Below are 21779 nucleotides of genomic sequence, written 5' to 3'. Positions count from 1 at the left end.
AGCAGGCTACCATATGAAAACACTTTCACAGCAACTTCCCGATTTTTACGAATACTATGAGAATGAGACGCAATTTTACTTGCGCCAAGTACAGTATCCGCAGGACTTAGCACTGTTACATAAATGGATGCATGAGCCTCATGTTATTCCACAATGGCAGCTGAATAAGTCTGAAATTGATCTCGCGGTGTATTTTGAAAAAATGCTGGTCGATGACCATCACCGTTTGTTGATCGTTGGGGTGGATGGACAGGATGTGGGTTATACCGAAATCTATGAAGGTAAGCGTGACCGTCTAGGACGTTATTACGATGGTGATGATTTAGACCTCGGTTGGCATTTATTGTTTGGTGAAAAGTCGGCTTTCGGTAAAGGCTACTTGCGTCCAGTGATGCGGCTATTAGGTTTTTATATTTTTGAAAATGCACCTTCCGACAAAATTGTCGGGGAGCCTGACCACACCGTTAAACCTTATGCCGCAGTAGTGGAAGAAATGTGCTATGAGGCGCAGCGCTTGATCCCAATGCCTGAAAAAACGGCCATGTTGTATTACTGCTTTAAACAAAAATTCTATGAAAAATTTGGAGGGTATTTAACTGATTCAAATGCATTTATGCAAAACCATAACCCACTCAATAGGACTGAGGAACTTACATGAGCTATAGCTCAGAACATATACAAATCATGGACATGCGCTTTTCAGCGCATGTCACTGTTGCCGAATTTGAACAATGGCTCAGTCAAGTTGAACGTTTTTTATTAAAGAAACAGAACTTTGTTTTGGTCATGCAAACCGATATCTGTACGGAATTTCCTGAGGAATACCGTCAACTGCAAGCGGTTTGGTACAAAAAATACAAACAACTTTTTTTTCAATACTGCTTGGGTCTGGTTCGAATTGCACAAGACCCAACCGATCAACAACGACTGAATACACCTTCACTGCATGCTGCATGGCGGGTGCCTTACTACGTCACACTTGATCATTCTGATGCACTGCAATGGGCAGTGCAGAGGTGGATATGCAAAACCTAAATACACAAAGCGCAACACGCCAAATCTCAGCTTTGAGCTTAGCTGTTGTCATTGTTTTATATCTGGCACATGCCTTGCCTTTGTATTTTTACAATGTGGCATTGCCCGCTATTTTACGACATCAGGGGGTAGATTTACGTTGGATTGGAATGCTGTCGCTGCTTTATATTCCATGGGCGTTTAAGTTCTTATGGGCGCCACTCATCGACCGGCTTTATATCAAAAAGTTAGGTAAACGAAAAACATGGTTGCTCTTTACGCAAGTAGCCTTGGTACTTGGGGTATTGGCCTTGGCCTTTACCCAGTTCTCTTACGGCCTCGCGGTGTTTGTTGTGATTGGCTTGTGGATTTCAAGCTTTGCGGCGACCCAAGACATTGCCATAGATGGTTATACCGTAGAAACTTTTTCAGCGTCTGATTACCGCCTAGGCAGTATGGCTCAGAGTATAGGAGTCGCTTTGGGGAGTATGTTGGGGGGCGCAGCTACACTGTGGCTCTACCAGTACTATGGCTGGGAAAGTGCATTGGTATGTTTAGCGCTCATGACCGCTTTAACAATGTTTGCTGTTTTTTATATTCAAGAAAATACAAACGAACAGACAAATATTGCCAAACAAGCGCCTAGCTTAATCCGTGCTTTTAAACGACCTGAGATTTTATCGGCCTTAGCACTGATTTTGTGCTATCGCGTGGTTGAAGCACCTGCAATGGCGATGCTCAATCCAATGCTGATTGACCAGAAATGGACGCTTGCCCAAATTGGGGTGCTGATGTCTGTGATTGGAGCAGGTGTGGGTTTGTTGGCGGCTGTGAGTGCCGCATTTTTATTGAAAAAAATTCAGGCTACACAGTTGCTTATTTGGGCGGGGTGGTGCCGAACAGCGTTGTATGGGGTGATTGGCGCAGCCATTATTTTGGGCTGGTTAAACCATTGGCATTTGCTCTTGGGGGGATTTGTCATTGTTATGCTTGCGATTCGTTATGTCGCGATGACTTCGTTATATGCCTATTTCATGCAAAGCAGTTCCAAAGAACAGGCAGGCACCGACTTCACCATCTTGGTGTGTTTTGAACTGTTGGTTTATTTCATCGGGGGAGCCGCATCGGGCTTTTTAGCCAAATCACTTGGCTATGGCAATTTTTATGTGGTGTTGGCGGTTGCATCTGTAGTCAGTGTACTACTGAGCCAATACATCATTGCACGTCATCAAAAAACTCAACAAAAACTGTTGAATCAAGAAATTTAATAAAAGGAAAAAGAAATGAACCGTTTTATGTTACCTATGCAGTTGACTTGTTTAACACTGGCTGTATGTACACAGTTATATGCTCAAGATAACGTTCTAACAAATTCAGCAAGTCAGACAAGTAGTGTTGGGGCCCAACAAAAAGAAACCACACAACTCGCACCGATTGTGGTGACAGCAACCCGCTCTGCAAAGAGTATTGCGGACATTGCGGGCACCGTTTATAGCATAGATCAAGCTGAAATTGAAAAACAGGCCAATGCTGGCAAGAGCATTGCCGATATTTTGGGAACACTGGTTCCATCCCTTACACCGAGTAGCGGAACAACCTCAAACTATGGCATGACCATGCGTGGTCGTGTGGTGCAGTATATGATTGATGGGGTGCCACAAACGGGTTCACGTGATGGTTCGCGCCAACTAAATAGCATTCAACCGTCTATGATTGAACGTATTGAGGTGGTTTCAGGGGCGACCAGTATTTATGGCTCTGGAGCAACAGGCGGGATTATTAATATTATTACTAAACGTGGTGGTCAAGACCCAATTAGCTTTGAAACTAAAATTGGGGTAACGGCGGGTAATAACTTTAAATCAGATGCTATGGCTTATGAAGCATCACAAAGTGTCTTATTTAATCAAGGTGCATTGCAAGGAGCTTTCGGTGCAAGTTACACCACTCGCGGTGAAATTCAGGATAGCCATGGCAATCGCATAGGACCTGAGGTTGCACAGACAGACCGCCAAGATACGGACACATTAGACCTCAATGGTCGTTTGACGTGGAATATTTCAGATAGTCAAAGCTTAAGTTTTGGTGCGCAATATTTTAAAGATGAACAAGACAGCGAATATGGGGCAGACTATGGTACATACGGTCCTTATAATTTAGCCAATCTTATTTTTAGAACAGCGCCGTCTTTAAAAGCAGTCAAAGGTCTAGAATTGTCTGAGCAGCCACAGACTGAAAGATGGGGTGTTAATACTCAATATCAAAATGAGGATATCTTGGGACATGCTTTAAATGCAGAGGCTTATTACCGTAAAGAAAAAGGCCGTTGGTTCCCAACAGTTTCACCACTTGGTAATAGCTCTTTAAATGGTGCATTAGCACAACTTTATCCGAACTATGCAGACCCAAGGTCACCAGATTTTCTAAATGCAATTCGTTATGGTTATGGTGTAGTGCAATCCTCTAATGAAATTGATGTTGCTGGTACACGTTTGATGTTGAGTAAAGACTTTACGCTCAATGACCGTATTTTAAACTTGAATTATGGTGTGGACTATGAAAATGAAAAAAACAAAGCGTATGTAACCCGTTATGACTTTGATGATTTCTATAATAGTAATGGTTTAAAGCATACCGCAGTCAAAGATTATAAATTTGGACCTGATTTTGAAAATAATAAACTCGGTTTCTACTTGCAAGGTGATTATAACCTGACAGATCGCTTCAACATGCAAGCGGGTATTCGCCATGAAAGAATTGATAGTGAAGTCTCTGATTCAACACCATATCGAGAAGCTATTCCTGCCGATATTTTGGCAGAATTAGGTTATGGCTATGATGCTAAGGCTCTAAAAGGTGGAAAGATTAAGCACGATGCAACTTTATTTAATATCGGTGGTGTTTTCCATTTAACCGATGCTCAGCAAGTCTTTGCGAATTTTTCACAGGGCTTTAGCTTACCAGATGTACAACGTATGCTTCGCGATGTACCAGCCAGTTTTGTAGTAACGAGCAATAATATTGAGCCGATTAAAGTCAATAACTATGAGTTGGGTTGGCGTTTGCAAGGTGAATCAGGTTCGAATTTGGGGCTAACAGCTTTCTATAATGATTCAGACAAGGTGGTTAAGTTCAACGGTATTCCAAACTACAACATTGAAGTAATTGATACGGACGAGCGCGTTTATGGGGTTGAAGGAAATATATCCTATCGACTACAACCGAATTGGACAGTGGGTGGAACCATGGCTTATACCCGCGGACAGTTTAAAAATACCGCAGGAAAGTGGCAAGAGCTAGACGCAATTCGTGTTGCACCACTGAAAGGCACGGCATTTTCTGAGTGGCAGTTTAACAACGATATGAGCCTGCGCGTTCAATCTCTTGCTATCGGTGGTACAGATAAAGCCAAAAAAGATGCGGTAAAGTATGGTTCAACGCTTCCTGCTGAAATCAAAGGTTTCGCAACAATGGACGTTATAGCCAATGCCAAAGCAGGTTCTGGTACTGTGGGCTTTGGTGTGTATAACGTATGGAATGCAGACTATAAAACTGTATTTAGTCAGGCTGTCGCACCAACCTATGGCGCCATTTCAAGCTTAGCAGCTCAAGGTCGAACCTATGGTCTGAGCTATACATTAAAATATTAATTGCACAACCAGAGGTAGCTTTCAGCTACCTCTTTGCTTTGTAATCTCGCTTTAAGAAATGGTTTAAATAATAAAATGAATAGCAATAACAAAATCTTTATTGCAGGCAGCCTTGCCAATGGCGCTTGTTTTTCGATGATTTTACCTTTACTTGCACCGTTTATTCGGCAACTGGGGCTGACTGAACTGCAAGGTGGAGCATTGGTTTCGGCTGGTGCTTTGGTGATGGCCATTTCAGCTATTTATATTTCTAAACAAACTCAAAAATTCAGCATTTATCAATTGTTAAGTATCGGTTTTATCGGTATGGCGATCACTTGGGGCTTATTTGCGGCGGTACTCAGCTATGGGCTGATTTATTCCATGTCGTTTATTGTTTTGTTTAGCTTACTGATATTGACCCGTGCCAGTACTGGCTTTTTTATGGCGATGCCACAAATTGCGCTGCAAAGTTATGTTATGACGGCTTTTCAAAGTGAGCAGGAACGTAGCCAAAACATGGCCAAGTTTGGCGCACTAAACAGCTTAGGCGTGGTGATTGGTCCTTTAGCGACGACATTATTGCTGACATGGAGTATGTTGACACCGTTATGGGGTGCGGTGGCTATTTTAACGGCTATGGCGGCTTTGATTGTACTAGGCTTTCAAGGTAAACAAGCATCACAGACACAAGAACGGGATGAAACCATAGCTAAATTACAAGACGTGCCTACGGAAAAGCTACAATGGTCAAAGTTAGGGATTTGGTTATTGCTGGGCTTTAGCTTATATGTCGCTATTGTTACCCTGAATTTAACTGCGGGTTTTTATATCCAAGATCGATTCCATTTTGATACCTACCAAAGTGCAATGTATTTTTCTCAGTGTTCATTGATTGTGGGGATAGCACTGGTTTTGATGCAACTGGCGATTTCAAAATGGTTTAAATGGTCAATTAAACAATTACTTTGGATCGGTCTTGTGACGATGGTTTTAGGTTTATTACTTTCACTGAGTGCCAGTCAGATTTGGACTTTCCAAGCAGCTTATATTTTTTATTGTATCGCCGTGGCCTGTTTAATTCCAGCTTTTACCACGGGGGCAGCGCAAACCGCACCAGCCACGCTACAAACTAAAATTGCCAGTTTATGCACAGCTACGCAAGCACTGAGTTTCGTTTTTGCACCTTTACTAAGTACAGGCTTATATCAATGGAATCAACATTTACCCTATTATTTTTTATTGGCGTTGATGACGGGGCTGATGATGTACTTTAGCTTTAAACATATACAAGCCAACAAGGATCTCAGTAGTGTGGTATGAGATTCTTTATTGAGAATGTTTAACCAAGAAGATAAACGACAGCGTGAATTAAACTTGGGCCAAACAGCACCATGAAAATACCGGCCAAAACCATACTGAGGCAGGCCGCGACACCTTCTTCTTTATGACGTTTGAACGCAGTACTGGTACCAAAACCATGTGCGGCACTACCCAAGGATGCACCTTGAGCAAATTTAGAATCCAATTTTAGAACAAGTAATACGGTGTTGGCCAAGAGTCCACCAACGATCCCCGTAATCACAGTGAATAAAATCACCAGCTCGACTGAGCCTCCGACGGCTTGAGTGACTTCCATGGCAAAAGGGGTAGAGATAGAGCGGCTCATCAAACTATAACTGGTTGCGGCATCGAAATGGAACAACCGTGCCAAGTAAAAAGAGCTGACTACGCCAACCAGCATACCCACGATAATCCCTAAAGCAATCGAAAAAGCATGCTGCTGAATGACTTTGCGATATTCATAGATCGGGATGGCAAATGCGACCGTTGCAGGACCTAACATCCAGACTAACCATTTGCTGTAATACATATAGTTGTCATACTGAATGTTGAAAAACACCAGACATAAAATAATCAGACAGGGAATAAAAACCGCTGGTGAGAGCAATACATACGGGTGTTTCTGATAAAACTTTTTACCCCAAAGATAGGCCAGTACCGTTCCGATAAAACAGATCAAGGCAACGAAATGAATATGCATGATCGTTCCTTAAATTTGACTTTTCAGCTGATGTGATTGCTTCGGCTTTTTTTGAAACTTGGCTTCAAGCTTAAAGCCCAAGAAAACACAGTAAGCAGTGCAGGTCATAACGCAAATGGTCCCAAGTACAATAGATAAAACCAGTTGCCAACCTTGAGTGAGAAAAAGATGTTTATATTTGATTAAGCCAATAATACAAGGAATAAAAAACAATAACAGTTCAGCTAAAAGTAGATCCGAACCTGACTTAATCCAGTCCAGCTTAAATACACCCGCTAACAGAGAAATAAGTAAAAGCGTTAGACCTACGACCCCACCTGATATCGGTAAAGACAGGGCGATTTGTATCAGCGTTCCGATATACCAAATACCAATCAGCAAACCTACTTGAAGAGTAGAACGATAAGGCAATTTGAACGAACGCATTGGAAGACCACAGGGTATAAGTTGTTGGTGTTATTTTAAGTTTGACCCGATCTTGTAATTATGAATAATAAAATAATAATTATGCTTAATTGGAATAATTTTGGATTTTAAAGCGCTAAAAATATTTGTGCAGCTGGTGAAAAGTCACAGTTTTAGTCTTGCTGCGGAGGAACTATCGGTGACTCAACCTACTATTAGTAAATCTTTAAAACAGTTAGAAGACGAGATAGGACTGCCTCTATTTCATAAAGGTGAAGCAGGGCGCAAGCGAGAAGTCAAACTGACCTATATGGGAGAACAAGTTTATCTACATGCCGTGCAGATTTTGCAGCAGGAGCAACAGATCTTTGAAGCAGCAGATCAAATTCGTGGGCTGAAACAAGGTGTGCTGAGATTGGGTTTACCACCTTTAGGTTCAGTACTGCTGAGTTCCTTAATCGTTAAATTTCACAAATTGTATCCCAACATTGAATTGAACTTTTTAGAAGTCGGTGCAACAGGCATTGAAGAAGCCATTTTGGCCAAAAAAATTGACGTTGGGATTTTATTGGGCGAGTTAAAACCCAGCATTCAAGGCATTCAAATTATCGATTCACCGTTGTGTTTGCTTTCCAACTACGATTCACAGTGGAGAAAGCGCGATGTGGTGCAGTTTGCTGAACTTCAAGAAGAATCCTTTCTACTATATGCAGACACCTTTACTTTAAATCATGTGATTCTAGATGCGGCGATGGTGGCTGGTTTTGAACCCAAAGTGTTATGCAAAAGTAGTCAGTGGGACTTTATTGCCAAAATGGTCGAGTCAGGTGTCGGTATTGCTTTATTGCCGCAAATTTATTGTGAACAGTTAGATCGCGCAAAATTCAGCGTCAGTCTAGTGGAACAACCCAGCTTGCGTTGGAACTTAAATATGGCATGGAATTCAACCGTAGTGATGAATCCCGCAACTCGTGCATGGTTATCGATCATTGATGAATATAAAGATCAAATTCATTTTTAGATATTTCATCTTCAGACACGCTTTATTAAAAAATGATCACTCTGGTTACGTTTTGATTACCTAAGATTACCTAGTGGTTACAAAAAAACGCCTAAATGCTAATTTATTGATCAATAATTAAACAAAAATGTTTCATAAAATCAGATCAAAGTCTCTGTGCCCGATTTTTGTATAGTCTAAGTGCAAACATAAAAACGGAGGCTAAATGTTTAAATTTAAGAATGATATTGTGCACGGTGCGCTTTTTGACATGGATGGAACAATGTTTGATACCGAGCGTTTACGGTTTCAAACCTTGAAACAGGCATCCAAAGAGCTAATTGGGGTCGAGTTTTCAGATGCCTACCTTATGGCATGTTTAGGCTTAAGCGCCCGAAGTGCGGAAGCCTTGGCGCAAAAGCAATATGGACAGGAAGTTCCCTATGCAGAGATTCGTAAACGGGCAGATGAATTAGAATTAGAAACAGTGCGCCAATATGGTGTGCCGATTAAAAAAGGTTTGGTACAAGTTCTAGAACGCTTACGTAAAGCAGGATTACGTATGGCCGTGGCGACTTCTAGCCGAAGAGCGATTGCTGAAGAGTATTTAATCAATGCCAATGTTTATAAGTTTTTTGATGTTTTGGTCTGTGGTGATGAGGTTGAAAAGGGAAAACCACATCCTGAAATTTTTTTAAGTGCAGCGCAAAAACTAAACCTTGAACCTGCGCAGTGTTTTATGTTTGAAGACTCTGAAAATGGTATCCGTTCGGCACATGATGCTGGGGGTATCTGTGTACTGTTCAAAGATATTAAGGAACCCAATGCAAGCATGTTGGCACATGCCAATTATTATTTTGAAAATATGTATGATTATCTAACGGAATTAGATATCTATAGCTCGCATCTGGAAATGCCTAATTTACAAGAAAGCTTTCCTCAAACTTTAAATCAACTAACTGTGGGGATTCATGGATTTGGCGCCATTGGCGGAGGCTATATTGCACAAATCTTGTCGCATTGGGATGGCTATACGCGTCCTAAAAAAATCTATGCGTCTACACGCAACAGTTTATACCGTTCAGCTGTAAACGCTTTTGGGGCGTATTGTATTCGCTATGGGCAAGTGTCTTATGATGAGCGTATTGAAAATATGCATATTATCGATGCTGAAGACTTACAGCAGATGCATGCCATGTACGTCGAGTCGAGTTTAATTGCGATTTGTTTAGCTGAAAATGCATTAGCCAGTGAAGCTGCAACCATTGCACAGGGCCTCTATGCACGCTATCTGGCGCAAGATGAGCAAGTTAAAACTCCACTGACGCTGTTAATTATCTTAAATAAAATTGGTGCTAAGCAGTTGGTTCTAGAGCAAGTGCGTAAAGCATTGGTAGAGTTAACAGACCATGCTGTTGCTGACTTTATTTTAGAGCAGCACTATTTCTGCGATACGGTCGTGAACCGTATGGTGTCTAAGCTGAGCGATAAAAATCTATATCGTCAATTGTGCATTAAATACAATATTTTTAAGCAATATCAACTTGATGACGAGAGTAATCAAATTGAAGTTGAAGATGTTAGTAAGCTCAGTGCAGAACAAGAGCGCCGTGCCAGTGAATATGTAGAAGATTTAAGACAAAATTTCCAACCGAGTCATATTTTACAGCATATGGATTTAATCCTTTTCAATGCTGAAATGGATATGCCGATCTACGTGGAAAACAAAAGTCCCTTACTCAGTAAAATGCGTCAAATGATCTTGGTAGATCAAATTTCAGATATTCAGCTCATTAAAAACCGCTTATGGAATGGCGTACATGCCATGACTGCGTGGTATGCCAGCCTACTCGGGCATCAAACCATTGGCGTAGCGATGGGCGACCCGCGAGTGCAGTATTATGTTGAAAAACTGCTTGCAGAAGTGACGCAAGGTCTGGCGCATTATCTGCCAAAACGCAAAAATGATTTAACGCGTTTAGCCCGAAGTTTTGATCAATCTTGCCAGTATGCCTATAAAGACCCATGTAGTCGGGTTGGGCGTGATCCACTGCGTAAGTTGAGTGCATTTGAACGTGTATTTTCATCGGTCGCGTACAATGTCTCGCATGGATTTTCTTTTGAAGCGCTATTAAGTGGTGCGATTTTTGGCTATCTGTATTTGATGGAAGAAGAGAGCCAGCCCATAGATGTGTTGTTAGGGCATTTGAAGCAACAACTTCAACAGATGAACCTGTCAAAAGCGCACAAAAAAGCGCTGTATTATGTCATTCAAAAACGTCTCAATGAATATCAAAAAGGTGAGCTGGGAATGGAGGATTTTATGATTCCTGACCAACCTCAAAATACTGAAATGAGCTGTGCTTAAGCCTTCATGACGTTCAGATGTCTTTGAGCCGTCTTAAATGTTAAAAAAGCATAAGAAAAGCTTGGTAAAAAGAGCTTTTCTTATGCTCTTAAATCTTTTAACGTTAGACCTAAGATAGACTTGGTTTTTTACAATGAAATGGGATGAGATCGGGGAACAACCGTGTTCAATTGCACGAACGCTGTCAGTGATTGGCGATCGGTGGACGATGTTGATTTTACGAAATGCATTCTTGGGTGCACGCCGTTTTGAAAGTTTTCAACAAAACTTAGGTGTCACTCGTCATGTGCTTTCTGAGCGTTTAAAGCGTTTGGTTGAACATGATATTTTGGAGAAAAGACCCTATACAGATCGCCAAGAGCGCTTCGAATATTGTCTGACTGAAAAAGGTTTGGCTTTATACCCAGTGCTGATGTCCATGGCAACATGGGCCGATCAATGGATGGACGAGGGCTTAGGTCGTCCCATGCAATTTATTCATAAAACCTGTGGGCATAGCATTCAGCCACATTTGGTTTGTAACGAATGTGGTGATGCCATACATGCCAAAGACATCAAAGCGATACCGACACAGGTTTATGTCGATGCTTTAGCAGCTCAATCAGACATTAAACAAGCTTAATCTTATAAACAGTTTGCAGGTTTTGGCACGCCTGCCAAACGGCTCAGATGGCGCGCTACAAGTCCAGTATTAAACTTTTGTTGCAGTATGGCATTATTGATGTCTGCACTGACTGTTTTCATTAAAAACTTAATCAGCGGACGTGTTGCAGGTGAGTGTCCAAACTGTTGGTAAAATTGACGCACTGCCATGAGGATTTCAAAGTGCCAATCAGTTAATTCAAGCTCTAAAGATTTTGCTAACTCTTTTGCAACCTCTTGATTCCAAATGGTGTAATCAACCAAATGACCATCTTGGTCTAATTCTAAATTCATCTAAACACTCAAAATTATTTTAAACTGATACAACGACTATGGTTTAAGCATAGCTCAGCAAACCTAGCATAGCTGATGGTTTCTAGGTTACTCGAATGGATAGCAGCAATATTTTCAGCATCCTGTTCAAGCACAAATACACAAGCTAGCTGCTGAATAAAAGTATGCTGTATATACAGGGTTGCATCACCCATTAAAACCACATCATCCCCTGATTGATAGAGGTTTTGTAATTTACTCAGCGCTAGCTCTGTCGCAGAAAATGGAGACTGCACCAGATAAAGTGTTTTGCTCATAATTGTTTCCTTACCAATACAATACATGGTCAAACTGCTGTATTAAATTGGCATTGAGTTCAACACATTCTATTTCTTGCTCGGTTTGTTGAACAAAAGCAGAAGCTTGATTCTTGGTTTCAATCCAAATTGGGCTTAAGTCATAAAACTCAAAGCTATCAACCATATTTGAAGCCAGTTTAAAAGCATGTTTTAAAGGTTCAAATGACTGAGCATTGTTTAATAAGCTGAGTGCAGCATCTTGTAATAAGACTTTGACTTCACAGCCAAAAGTCGCAAGAACCATGGTTGCAGAGAGGCTTTCATGCACCTGCAAAGAGTTCAAATTGGCTTGGGTTAAAATAACCAGTACAGATTTCACACAATATACCTTTTAAAAGCAACAAATTCTTGAAAACTTAGCACTTAGAATTGAATTAAGCGCTCTGCAGACTGAACGGCATCGGCTAGTTCCCCTAGGCCTACCAAGTCAAAACCTGTAGCAAGATTATGCTGTGCTAACTGATGACGCTGTGCATTTTCGGCATCGGTAATTCCTCGGGCCAAAGCTGCACTTACACAAACGGGTAGGCGAATGGCGAGTTTTTGCCACTCAGAACATAGATTCCGTTGGTCGTCAGGTACCCATTGCAGGGCATTGGCAACTTGAACAGCATCTTGGTAGAAAAACACTCGAAAGGGTTCATTTTTCGCTTGCAATGCTTGTGCTAAACCTAAAGCATGCCATGCATGAATTGAACTCGGTGCGGAGGTAATTAGTAATAAAGTACTCATCAAACTTCACTAGAGGAATGTCCAAACCTTGCTTGGTACATTCGGACTTCATAATAAAAAGGTAGTATACAATGATTTTAGTGACTGGTGGTTTAGGCTTTATAGGCTCTCATATTGCTTTGAGCTTTATGGCGCATGGGCAAGAGGTCATTATTGTAGACAATTTATCCAATGCGAACTTGCAAACTCTTGAACGATTAGAATTTATTAGTGGCATGTACGTGCCTTTTGTCAAAATTGATATACGAAATACGCCTGCTTTAAACAAAGTTTTTGAGCAGTATTCCATCGATGCAGTGGTCCATGCAGCAAGTTTTAAATCGCTTGAAGAATCTGTACTCAAGCCTTTGGAATACTATAATGATAATGTCAGTTGTATCATGAGTTTACTGCGTGCCATGCAGCGCACAGGTGTACGCACTTTGGTTCATCTTTCCAGTCTTGCAGTCTATGGTGAATCCAGCCTACATTTAAAAGAAGATTTGGAGCTGAATTTCGGCTATCCAAACCCGTATATCAAGTCGCAGCAAATGGTCGAAGAAATTATTCGAGATACAGCAAAAACGGATAATGAATGGAAAATTGCAATTTTAAGAATGGGCAATGTCGCAGGCGCATTTGAAAATGCGATGCTCGGAGAACTGTTCCCGCCTTTACCGAAAAATATTATTCCACTGTTGATGCAAGTCGCTGCAAAACAGCGTGATCACATTGAGCTCAGAAAAAGTGCACAAACCACAGATCATACCGTAGAGCGTAGTTTTTTACATATCCTCGATGCCTGTGATGCGATTGCAGCTTCGTTACAATGGTTAAGCACCCAACAGTTTGCTTGTGAAGCCTTTAATATTGCAGGTCAAAGTGTGTCGATACAGCAGTTGATTGAAAAAGTTGAAAGCGTGACGCAAAGTGATATTGCTACAGTCGATGTGAAGGATTCGCACATCGTGGAATTAGATCAGGTCGCAGCCGAGTGTAGTAAAGCGAAAAACATTTTACACTGGGAAGCGAAGCGCAGTTTAGAACAGACCCTTGAAGATGGATGGCGTTTCTACCAACAAAATTTAGATGGCCGTTAATTAATTTACTGATAACAATTATCATTTACATATTTTTGCTTAATCATTAAAATAAGGAAAACAAGCGCAAAATAATCATTTTGCAATTCAGTTAAAAAGGAAGAGGTTTAAATGCAAACACGTATTGAACATGACACGATGGGCGAAGTTGAAGTACCGAGTGAAGCACTTTGGGGTGCTCAAACTCAGCGTAGTTTGCAAAACTTTAAAATTGGCAGTGAACGTCTACCACGTCCAATGATTCGTGCCATGGGCTTAGTGAAAAAAGCAGCAGCATTAACCAATGCTGAGCTCAACCAAATTCCACAAGAATTGGCGCAATACATCGTGGGTGCTGCGGATGAAGTGATTGCAGGGCAGTGGGATAGTCAGTTTCCTTTGGTGGTATGGCAAACTGGTTCAGGCACACAAAGCAACATGAACTGTAATGAAGTGATTGCCAATATCGCCAATCAGAAACTCGGCAATCCTTTAGGCGCACAAAAACCTGTACACCCGAATGATCATGTAAATCGTGCTCAGTCGACCAATGACTCGTTCCCAACGGCGATTCATGTTGCAGCAAGTATCCAGATCAATGAATTACTGATTCCTGCGGTGACACAGCTTCGAGATACTTTAGCTGCAAAGTCTCAAGCATTTTCAGACATCGTTAAGATTGGTCGAACTCATTTACAAGATGCGACACCCTTAACCTTAGGCCAAGAATTTAGCGGTTATGTTTCTCAGCTCGATCACGGCTTAAAGCGTTTACAACAAGTACTTTTAGGCTTGTATGAGCTGCCTTTAGGTGGAACGGCTGTAGGTACAGGATTGAATGCTCATCCTGATTATGCAGAAAAATCAGCAGAGCAACTGGCACAGTTGACAGGGCTACCTTTTGTGACTGCACCAAATAAATTTGAAGCATTGGCTGGGCGTGATGCAGCAGTGTTTGCCTCAGGTGCATTAAAAACGCTTGCGGTAAGCTTGAACAAAATTGCCAATGACATTCGCTGGTTGGCAAGTGGTCCACGTTGTGGTTTTGGCGAGTTACGTATTCCTGAAAATGAACCAGGCTCAAGTATTATGCCGGGGAAAGTGAATCCGACTCAAAGTGAAGCGATGACCATGGTGGTGGCGCAAGTCTTAGGCAATGACACCACGATTAATGTTGCGGGTGCATCGGGTAACTTTGAACTGAATGTATTCATGCCAGTGATTGCGTTTAATTTGTTGCAGTCGATTCAGCTTTTGGGTGACGCATGTAATAGTTTTAATGATCACTGTGCAGTGGGTATTGAACCAAACCGTGAAAAAATTGACCACTTCTTACATGACTCATTAATGTTAGTTACGGCTTTAAACCCAGTGATTGGCTATGAAAATGCAGCGAAAGTTGCCAAAACAGCGTATAAAGAAGGCAAAACCCTAAAACAAGTGGCTGTGGAGTTGAACTTAGTTACGGCTGAGCAGTTTGATGAAGTGGTACGTCCACAGCAAATGATTTCCCCAAATGTAAAATAGCCCTTGGTCCAGATGCTCAACTAAAGAGCAAATGAACATCAGCGGTTTTTATCTTTGGGTGAAGTCGGTACAATGGTCGACTAAAGATAAACTGCTGATGAGTTACCATGCTTGATATTTATTTGACAGATGTTCAGAAAAACGTGCAATTTAACGATTATCCGGGTGAACATCCTGTTAAATTTGTTTTAAATTTCAAAAAGATTTTCCCAAGTGTTATGGAGTTATTACTTCCTATTCTACCTGAAAATGAAAATCTTGAAGAAATGACATGGGAATCAACCACGACTGACTTTGAACTTTTCAAACTGTTGTTGAGTGGTTGGGGCGTGATTGAGCTACGTTTAAACGCGATCAAACAGTTTAAAGATAAAGATTTTGCCGATGCTCTAGTGAAACGTGCACAACAAAAGCGCAAAGACTTTGCAAAAGCACAGAAACAGTTGAAAACAGTTGAACTCGATTATTTATTTATGCATGAGATTCATGCATTGATCGATGCAGAATTGGTTGAACTGGGTGAAAAGTTCTATTTACCCGTTCTTCGTGACTTATGGAAAAATAAAATTTCCACTCAAGTCTTAGAAGCCAAATTTTAAGTCATTCAAAAATCCTCCAAATGGAGGATTTTTTATATCGATAGCAAAACTATGTATTTGCGAGCACAAGAAAGTATTTAAACTGCATCTAAAGCAATAAATTTTATTATTTGGTCAAATGTTGGAATTAATATTGCTTGATACATTGGGTCATCATTCACAGTATAACCGTAAGGATTTTATAATATGTCAAATCAGTTCATCGAGGCTTTGTTGCATAAATATGTAAGCATCTGATTTAAATAAATTTAATTTTGGATCAAAAAATAATCAAAACTTTTAAAATCATATAGTTATGAAATCTTTGTGCAACAAAGCCTGTAAAAAGAATAAATTCTTGGTACCGTCGCTAAGTTTTAACTCCTTATAAGTGCTATTAAGAAATTAATATTTACTCCATATTTTAAGCATCTTAAGATGAGATGCTTATTGTTTACTTTCATATTGAGTGCCCTACAAATGGTTATGGTGCAAATAACAAAGATACAGAATTAGAAAAACAAGGAGTAATTTGTAAGACTGGTGCGTTGGTTGTTTAGAGGTTCCAAATGACAGTCAATACAGGAAACTAAGTTAGAACTTCGATTTTTTTTAAATTATATAAAATAGCCTAAGCGAAAATTTTATAAATTTCGTTCCTTAAAAAATGGTTTCTTTTATTCTCCATTAAATTTTTATGCCAAAAAATTCCAATATTCATTTGCGGCAGTTTTACAGGAACATCAAAAATATTGAGTAGAGGGGAAACATTCAAATGGCTCAAAATATTTTGAGGAATCGTTAAAATTGCATTGGGATATTGCTCTAAAATTTGTAGTGCAGTGGAATAGTGCTGACAACGCAAAAAAACCTGCCTAGACAGTTGCTTACGATTTAAATGAACATCTTCAACCAAAACACCAGTACGCCGCGAAGATACACCAATATGTGGTGCAGCCAAATACAATTCAGCATTGATTTGCTGGAGCTGAGTACAAGCCACAAACTGGTCCTTGACTAGGCTCTCAAATTGAATTTTATCGCCAAAATTTTGTTCCAAATCAATCACAAAATCAATTTGTTGAGAAACTAAATCGGCATCTACTGTTTTACGGTCCAGCTTACTACTCATGAACTGAATACTTAGTCCAAGTTTCTGAAAGTGAGCGACTAACTTTGGGAAAACAATCGGCTCGATTTCATCATGAATCGCAATTTTTAGACTTTGAACCATATTCGGGTCGAAGCTTTGCTGCTGCATGGAAATACTTTGAATCGCAATTAAAGCATTTTTAATAATCAGGTAATTTTGTTCTGCAAAAGGTGTTGGAAGCATTTGGCTGCCTGAGCGCACAAATAAATCATCCTTTAAATGGCTACGTAGACGCTGCAAGGCATGACTGGCAGCAGACTGCGTAATCGACAAGATTTGAGCTGCTTTAGAAATACTTTTTTGCTCATAAATCGCAATAAAAAGCGGGTATAAATTGATATCGATGCGATGAAAAAGCCCCATATCAATGGGTGACTTACTATGAATACTGTTCATGCTGATCTATAAAATAAAATCATTTTGTTCATATTAGTTTTCAGGTTATGTTGATGTAAAGCGAAAATATCAAAATAAATTGAAGGAAGCAGCCATGTTTGAACTTTCAGCACGTGCTCAAGATTATGTAGAACGTACCAAACAATTTATTCAAAACGAAATTGAGCCGATCGAAACTGACTTTTGGCATGAGGTACATGAACTGAACCAAGGTGGCGACTGGACCAAATGGCAGTGGCCTGCACAACTTGAAACGCTCAAAGCCAAAGCAAAAGCTGCGGGCTTATGGAATATGTTTTTGCCATGTCCTGAATTGGGTCAAGGTCTATCGGTTCAAGAGTACGCTCATATTGCAGAACTTACAGGTCGGAGTCTTCTTGCGCCGACCGTATTTAACTGTAATGCACCAGACAGTGGCAACATGGAAGTATTGTGGCGTTATGGTTCTGAAGCTCAAAAGCAAGAGTGGCTTACGCAGCTTTTAGATGGAAAAATTCGCTCTGTTTTCTGCATGACAGAACCAGCTGTTGCCTCATCCGATGCGACCAATATGCAAGCAACAGCCGTGATCGAAGGCGATGAAATTGTGTTAAATGGCCGTAAATGGTGGTCTTCAGGCTTAGGTGACCCCAATGCTAAAATAATTATTTTTATGGCACATACACCAGATGAAACCAAAGATCGCCACCATCAACACTCGATGGTTTTAGTGCCTGTTGAAACGGCTGGAGTCAAAATAGAACGAATGTTACCAGTCTTTGGTGACTATGATGCACCCCATGGTCACGGCGAAATTAGTTTTAGTAATGTTCGTGTTCCTGTTTCCAACTTTATTGGTGGTGCAGGTCAAGGTTTTGAAATTGCCCAAGGTCGTTTAGGTCCGGGTCGTATTCATCACTGTATGCGCTGTATTGGTGCTGCGGAAAAATCTTTAGAGTTGATGATCGATCGTGGTATGAGTCGTACTGCATTCGGCAAAGAAATTTTAAAATTAGGTGGAAACTTAGAGCGCGTGGCTGATGCACGTGTTGCAATTGATCAAGCACGTTTATTAACCTTGTATGCTGCGTATAAAATGGATACTTTAGGGAATATGGCAGCGTTAACCGAAATCTCTGCCATTAAAGTCGTTGCGCCAAGTGTGCTTGAAAAAGTGGTCGATATGGCGATTCAAATTCACGGCGGAGCAGGTGTGTCGCGTGATACACCTTTGACAGGTTTCTTCGCTCAAGCACGTTCACTGCGATTGGCTGATGGGCCAGATGAAGTGCATAAAGGTATGATTGCAAAATTAGAACTGGCAAAACGCGGCTATAGTACACGTCGTAAAAAATAATAGAGGAGAAGATCATCTCTTTAATTTATCGTGTTGAAATAAGAATAGATGATCTTCTAAGTTATAAAGAAAAGATTGATAGTTTGGGAAAAAAAGAATGTCAGCGATTGATGTAGGTGGAACAGTTCGGGCGGGTGAAGAACTGGATGCTGTAGCCGTAGAAAACTGGCTCAAAGCACAAGGTGTCGATCTAGAAGGGCAGGTTGAAGTTACGCAATACTCAGGCGGTGCATCTAACTGGACGTATAGATTGAAATACGACAATGTCGATCTAATTCTACGCCGCCCACCCAAAGGTACAAAAGCTAAATCTGCACATGACATGGCACGTGAATATCATGTGCAAAAGAATTTAATCCCTTTTTATCCTGTGCTTCCCGAAATGGTTGCATTGTGTCAGGACGAATCTGTTCTTGGCTGTGATTTCTACGTGATGAAACGTGTAGAAGGCATTATTCCACGTGCCAATTTACCGAGAGAGCTAGATTTTAAAGAAGCCCAAGTTCGTGAGTTGTGTATTAATGTGATTGATAAACTGATCGAACTTCATCAAGTGCCATACCAAGGCACAGAACTTGAGAACCTTGGTAAAGGTGAGGGTTACTGTCGTCGTCAAGTGGAAGGTTGGGACGCTCGTTTTGAAAAAGCCAAAACCATTAACGTCCCTTCATTCAAATATGTGCGAAAGTGGCTGAAAGATAATATTCCGGCAGACTCAAAAACCTGTGTAATTCATAATGATTGGCGTTTTGATAATGTCATTTTAGATCCGAATCATCCTACACAAATTATTGGCGTTTTAGACTGGGAAATGGCAACACTCGGTGACCCACTCATGGACTTAGGTTCGGCCTTGGCATATTGGGTTGAAGAGTCGGATAGTGCACTCTTTAAAGCGACACGTCGTCAACCGACAAATCTTAAAGGCATGTTCACACGTAAAGAAGTGGTCGATTATTATTTAGAAAAAACGGGTTTAGACGTCGAGAATTGGACCTCTTATGAAGTCTTTGGCATTTTCCGTTTAGCCGTAATTGCCCAACAAATTTATTATCGCTATCACCATAAGCAGACCAATAACCCAGCTTTCAAAGATTTTTGGATTTTAATTCATGCTCTCCATATTCGCGCACTTAAATTGATTGGTTTACAGAAAATTGAAGCCAATGAAGTCGCTCAAAAGTACATTGTTAAAATGAAGGAAATATTAGGCAAATGACCACTATTTATTTCATTCGCCACGGGCAAGCATCTTTTGGTGCAGAAAGTTATGATCAACTTTCTCCCAATGGTGAACTCCAAGCCAAAATTTTGGGTCAATATTTTGATCAGATCTTAAAAGAAGCGCCTGTAGTGGTGTCAGGCTCCATGCAGCGACATCAGCAAACGGCATGTATTTCTTTGGCTGAATGCTTTCCTGAAGTAGATGTCTTAACAAATTCTGCATGGAATGAGTTCAATCATCAGCAAGTCTTTGCTCATTACGAACCGCGTTTTAATGAGTCACATTTACTAAAAGCCGATGTGGCAAAAGAGTCGAACCCACGTGCTTATTTGGCCAAGATATTTGAAGGGGCAATTGAACGATGGACAGGTGGCGACTATCACCATGAGTACGATGAATCATGGCCTGAGTTTAAAAGTCGAATTGAAGTCGCTTTACAAGATTTGTGTAATGAACTGGCTCAAAGCAAACCGCGCTATGCTGTGGTGTTTACTTCAGGCGGTGTAATTTCAGTGGTTGCAGGTAAGCTGTTGGGTTTAAGTCCAAATAAAACCTTTGCGCTTAATTGGGCTATTGCCAACAGCAGCATGACCACATTGCGACTGGTGGGGAATGAACCTCAGCTTTTAAGTCTCAATGAACATCATTTTATTAAAGCCGAAAACTCAAACTTACTGACATGGATCTAAGGACAGGATTAAGACATGGCTAAAACAATTTTAATTACAGGGGCAAGTTCTGGCATTGGTGCAGGTATGGCGCGCGAATTTGCACAAAAAGGCTATAACTTGGCAATTTGTGCAAGACGCTTAGATCGCCTTGAAAGTTTAAAGCAGGAACTTGAAAGCAAGTACGGGATAAAAGTCATCCCTAAAGTTTTAGATGTGACCAATTACGATCAAGTGTTTGAAGTTTTTCGTGCATTTAAACAAGAATTTGGTCATTTAGACCGTGTGATTGTGAATGCTGGAATTGGAGATGGGCGTCGAATTGGCAAAGGCAGTTTTGCGATTAATAAAGCCACGGTTGAAACCAACTTTATTTCAGCTCTAGCGCAGTGTGAAGCCGCAGTCGAAATTTTCCGTGAGCAAAATGCAGGGCATTTGGTTGTTATCTCGTCTATGAGTGCAGTCCGCGGTATGCCGAAACATTTGACCGCGTACGGTGCAAGTAAAGCCGGTGTTGCACATTTGGCTGAAGGTATTCGTGCAGAACTGCTCAATACCCCAATCAAAGTCACGACTATTTTCCCTGGCTATATTCGTACAGAAATCAATGAGGGTGCAAAACCACTACCTTTTGAAGTGGATGAAAAAACAGGTTCACGACTGTTGGCAGCAGAAATTGAAAAAGCCCCTGTAAAAGCCTATGTTCCAAAATGGCCGTGGTTACCACTGGGTTTAGCGATGAAAATTTTACCGCTGAAATTGGTCAATAAACTGGGTTAATGATTGAAATAAAAAGGCTGTAAATCAGCCTTTTTATTTTTAATTATGCGAGTGCCTTCTTAACATATGTTGCTATTTCCAGATGATCATTTGAGTGCATTCATGAGTTGGTCATAAAATCGAGGTAGCATTGAAGAAAAAGGTGATCAAGATGTCCACACAATTCGACTTTGTTTCAGTCAGAAAAAAGCCCAATGTTCATTTTGGTGGGCGCTCAATTAGCCATGTTATTCAATGTGAAGATGGTTCACAAAAGACCCTTGGGGTTATTTTGCCTACAGATCAACCACTGACGTTTGAAACGCATGTCGCAGAGCATATTGAAATTGTTTCAGGTCAATGCCAAGTTAAAATTGGGCTACAGACTGAAATGAGGCTATATCATGCAGGTGAAAGTTTTGATGTTCCTGCCAACAGTCGATTCAGTATGATGGCAAGTGAAGTCGTAGATTATATTTGTCACTTAGAAAAATAGCCGAAGATAAAGACTTAAAATGGCTAGAACAACATTAATTCTTGTAACTTTATGATTATATGTATTTTTATCATTAACTTTAAAGCAATATTTCTGAAGAATATTTAAGTCTGTGTA

23 protein-coding genes are annotated in these 21779 nt (G+C 40.6%); 16 read left to right on the top strand and 7 right to left on the bottom strand.

Annotated features, from left to right (window positions below; translation table 11 throughout):
- The first annotated feature begins 13 nt into the window (after positions 1–13).
- The 5 genes from ACF8FD_RS15135 (at position 14) to ACF8FD_RS15115 (ending at position 5966) form a co-directional block, all read left to right on the top strand.
- The gene (locus ACF8FD_RS15135; protein ID WP_159151481.1) at positions 14–658 is read left to right on the top strand and encodes a GNAT family N-acetyltransferase; all 645 of its coding nucleotides are present in this window, start codon (positions 14–16) and stop codon (positions 656–658) included.
- Positions 655–1035: a hypothetical protein gene (locus ACF8FD_RS15130; protein WP_392453540.1), complete on the top strand. Its 381-nt coding sequence runs from the start codon at positions 655–657 to the stop codon at positions 1033–1035. Before ACF8FD_RS15135 ends, ACF8FD_RS15130 begins: the two co-directional genes overlap by 4 nt.
- Positions 1023–2282, top strand: coding sequence for an MFS transporter (locus ACF8FD_RS15125; protein ID WP_392453539.1), 1260 nt, complete (start codon positions 1023–1025; stop codon positions 2280–2282). Before ACF8FD_RS15130 ends, ACF8FD_RS15125 begins: the two co-directional genes overlap by 13 nt.
- 15 nt (positions 2283–2297) lie before the next feature.
- Complete coding sequence (locus ACF8FD_RS15120; RefSeq protein WP_392453538.1) at positions 2298–4664, top strand: TonB-dependent receptor; 2367 nt, start codon at positions 2298–2300, stop codon at positions 4662–4664.
- A 75-nt stretch (positions 4665–4739) separates the two neighbouring features.
- Complete coding sequence (locus ACF8FD_RS15115) at positions 4740–5966, top strand: MFS transporter (protein WP_392453537.1); 1227 nt, start codon at positions 4740–4742, stop codon at positions 5964–5966.
- 19 nt (positions 5967–5985) lie between these two features.
- On the opposite strand, the gene ACF8FD_RS15110 is transcribed toward ACF8FD_RS15115, so the two are convergent.
- Entirely contained in the window at positions 5986–6687 is a 702-nt protein-coding gene (locus ACF8FD_RS15110; RefSeq protein ID WP_004693320.1) for an LrgB family protein, read from the bottom strand.
- Between the two features lie 9 nt (positions 6688–6696).
- Positions 6697–7113: a CidA/LrgA family protein gene (locus tag ACF8FD_RS15105; protein ID WP_058869531.1), complete on the bottom strand. Its 417-nt coding sequence runs from the start codon at positions 7111–7113 to the stop codon at positions 6697–6699.
- Between the two features lie 100 nt (positions 7114–7213).
- Here ACF8FD_RS15105 and ACF8FD_RS15100 point away from each other — a divergent pair, with 100 nt between their 5' ends.
- The 3 genes from ACF8FD_RS15100 (at position 7214) to ACF8FD_RS15090 (ending at position 11082) form a co-directional block, all read left to right on the top strand.
- Positions 7214–8113 (top strand): LysR substrate-binding domain-containing protein, encoded by a 900-nt coding sequence (locus ACF8FD_RS15100; RefSeq protein WP_148826153.1) that lies wholly within the window; start codon positions 7214–7216, stop codon positions 8111–8113.
- A 205-nt stretch (positions 8114–8318) separates the two neighbouring features.
- Complete coding sequence (mtlD, locus tag ACF8FD_RS15095) at positions 8319–10460, top strand: bifunctional mannitol-1-phosphate dehydrogenase/phosphatase (RefSeq protein WP_234304894.1); 2142 nt, start codon at positions 8319–8321, stop codon at positions 10458–10460.
- A gap of 133 nt (positions 10461–10593) precedes the next feature.
- On the top strand, positions 10594–11082 hold the full coding sequence (locus ACF8FD_RS15090; RefSeq protein WP_234304895.1) for a helix-turn-helix domain-containing protein: 489 nt from the start codon (positions 10594–10596) through the stop codon (positions 11080–11082).
- Positions 11083–11084: 2 nt separating this feature from the next.
- Here ACF8FD_RS15090 and ACF8FD_RS15085 read toward each other — a convergent pair whose 3' ends face one another.
- Genes ACF8FD_RS15085 through tusD form a run of 4 tightly spaced genes read right to left on the bottom strand, consistent with a single transcriptional unit; the run spans position 11085 to position 12466 of the window.
- The gene (locus ACF8FD_RS15085) at positions 11085–11396 is read right to left on the bottom strand and encodes a TusE/DsrC/DsvC family sulfur relay protein (protein ID WP_234304896.1); all 312 of its coding nucleotides are present in this window, start codon (positions 11394–11396) and stop codon (positions 11085–11087) included.
- Between the two features lie 14 nt (positions 11397–11410).
- A complete protein-coding gene (locus ACF8FD_RS15080; RefSeq protein ID WP_234304897.1) occupies positions 11411–11692 on the bottom strand; it encodes a DsrH/TusB family sulfur relay protein in 282 nt (93 codons plus the stop codon).
- A 10-nt stretch (positions 11693–11702) separates the two neighbouring features.
- Entirely contained in the window at positions 11703–12053 is a 351-nt protein-coding gene (locus tag ACF8FD_RS15075; RefSeq protein WP_010326623.1) for a hypothetical protein, read from the bottom strand.
- A 44-nt stretch (positions 12054–12097) separates the two neighbouring features.
- Positions 12098–12466, bottom strand: coding sequence for a sulfurtransferase complex subunit TusD (gene tusD, locus ACF8FD_RS15070; protein WP_004693308.1), 369 nt, complete (start codon positions 12464–12466; stop codon positions 12098–12100).
- Between the two features lie 71 nt (positions 12467–12537).
- Between tusD and ACF8FD_RS15065 the strand changes: the two genes are divergently transcribed.
- From ACF8FD_RS15065 to ACF8FD_RS15055, 3 genes are all read left to right on the top strand, one after another.
- Positions 12538–13545 (top strand): NAD-dependent epimerase/dehydratase family protein, encoded by a 1008-nt coding sequence (locus tag ACF8FD_RS15065; RefSeq protein ID WP_234304898.1) that lies wholly within the window; start codon positions 12538–12540, stop codon positions 13543–13545.
- A 111-nt stretch (positions 13546–13656) separates the two neighbouring features.
- Positions 13657–15051 carry a class II fumarate hydratase gene (gene fumC, locus ACF8FD_RS15060; protein WP_234304899.1) on the top strand — a complete coding sequence of 465 codons (1395 nt, stop codon included), beginning with the start codon at positions 13657–13659 and terminating at the stop codon, positions 15049–15051.
- A gap of 107 nt (positions 15052–15158) precedes the next feature.
- Positions 15159–15650 carry a hypothetical protein gene (locus tag ACF8FD_RS15055; protein ID WP_234304900.1) on the top strand — a complete coding sequence of 164 codons (492 nt, stop codon included), beginning with the start codon at positions 15159–15161 and terminating at the stop codon, positions 15648–15650.
- Positions 15651–16260: 610 nt separating this feature from the next.
- Here ACF8FD_RS15055 and ACF8FD_RS15050 read toward each other — a convergent pair.
- Complete coding sequence (locus ACF8FD_RS15050; RefSeq protein WP_234304901.1) at positions 16261–17178, bottom strand: LysR family transcriptional regulator; 918 nt, start codon at positions 17176–17178, stop codon at positions 16261–16263.
- Positions 17179–17272: 94 nt separating this feature from the next.
- Between ACF8FD_RS15050 and ACF8FD_RS15045 the strand changes: the two genes are divergently transcribed.
- The 5 genes from ACF8FD_RS15045 (at position 17273) to ACF8FD_RS15025 (ending at position 21662) form a co-directional block, all read left to right on the top strand.
- Entirely contained in the window at positions 17273–18514 is a 1242-nt protein-coding gene (locus ACF8FD_RS15045) for an acyl-CoA dehydrogenase family protein (protein WP_114392892.1), read from the top strand.
- A gap of 97 nt (positions 18515–18611) precedes the next feature.
- Entirely contained in the window at positions 18612–19733 is a 1122-nt protein-coding gene (locus ACF8FD_RS15040; RefSeq protein WP_234304902.1) for a phosphotransferase family protein, read from the top strand.
- Positions 19730–20428, top strand: coding sequence for a phosphoglycerate mutase family protein (locus ACF8FD_RS15035; protein WP_279678939.1), 699 nt, complete (start codon positions 19730–19732; stop codon positions 20426–20428). Before ACF8FD_RS15040 ends, ACF8FD_RS15035 begins: the two co-directional genes overlap by 4 nt.
- Positions 20429–20443: 15 nt before the next feature.
- The gene (locus ACF8FD_RS15030) at positions 20444–21187 is read left to right on the top strand and encodes an SDR family oxidoreductase (protein WP_005399526.1); all 744 of its coding nucleotides are present in this window, start codon (positions 20444–20446) and stop codon (positions 21185–21187) included.
- 151 nt (positions 21188–21338) lie between these two features.
- Entirely contained in the window at positions 21339–21662 is a 324-nt protein-coding gene (locus ACF8FD_RS15025; RefSeq protein WP_004693265.1) for a pyrimidine/purine nucleoside phosphorylase, read from the top strand.
- Positions 21663–21779 lie beyond the last annotated feature (117 nt).

The organism is Acinetobacter sp. TYF_19 (assembly GCF_043105125.1).
Taxonomy (GTDB): domain Bacteria; phylum Pseudomonadota; class Gammaproteobacteria; order Pseudomonadales; family Moraxellaceae; genus Acinetobacter; species Acinetobacter johnsonii.
The sequence above is the reverse complement of the archived record's forward strand: the minus strand, read 5'-3'. Positions and strand labels throughout refer to the sequence as shown.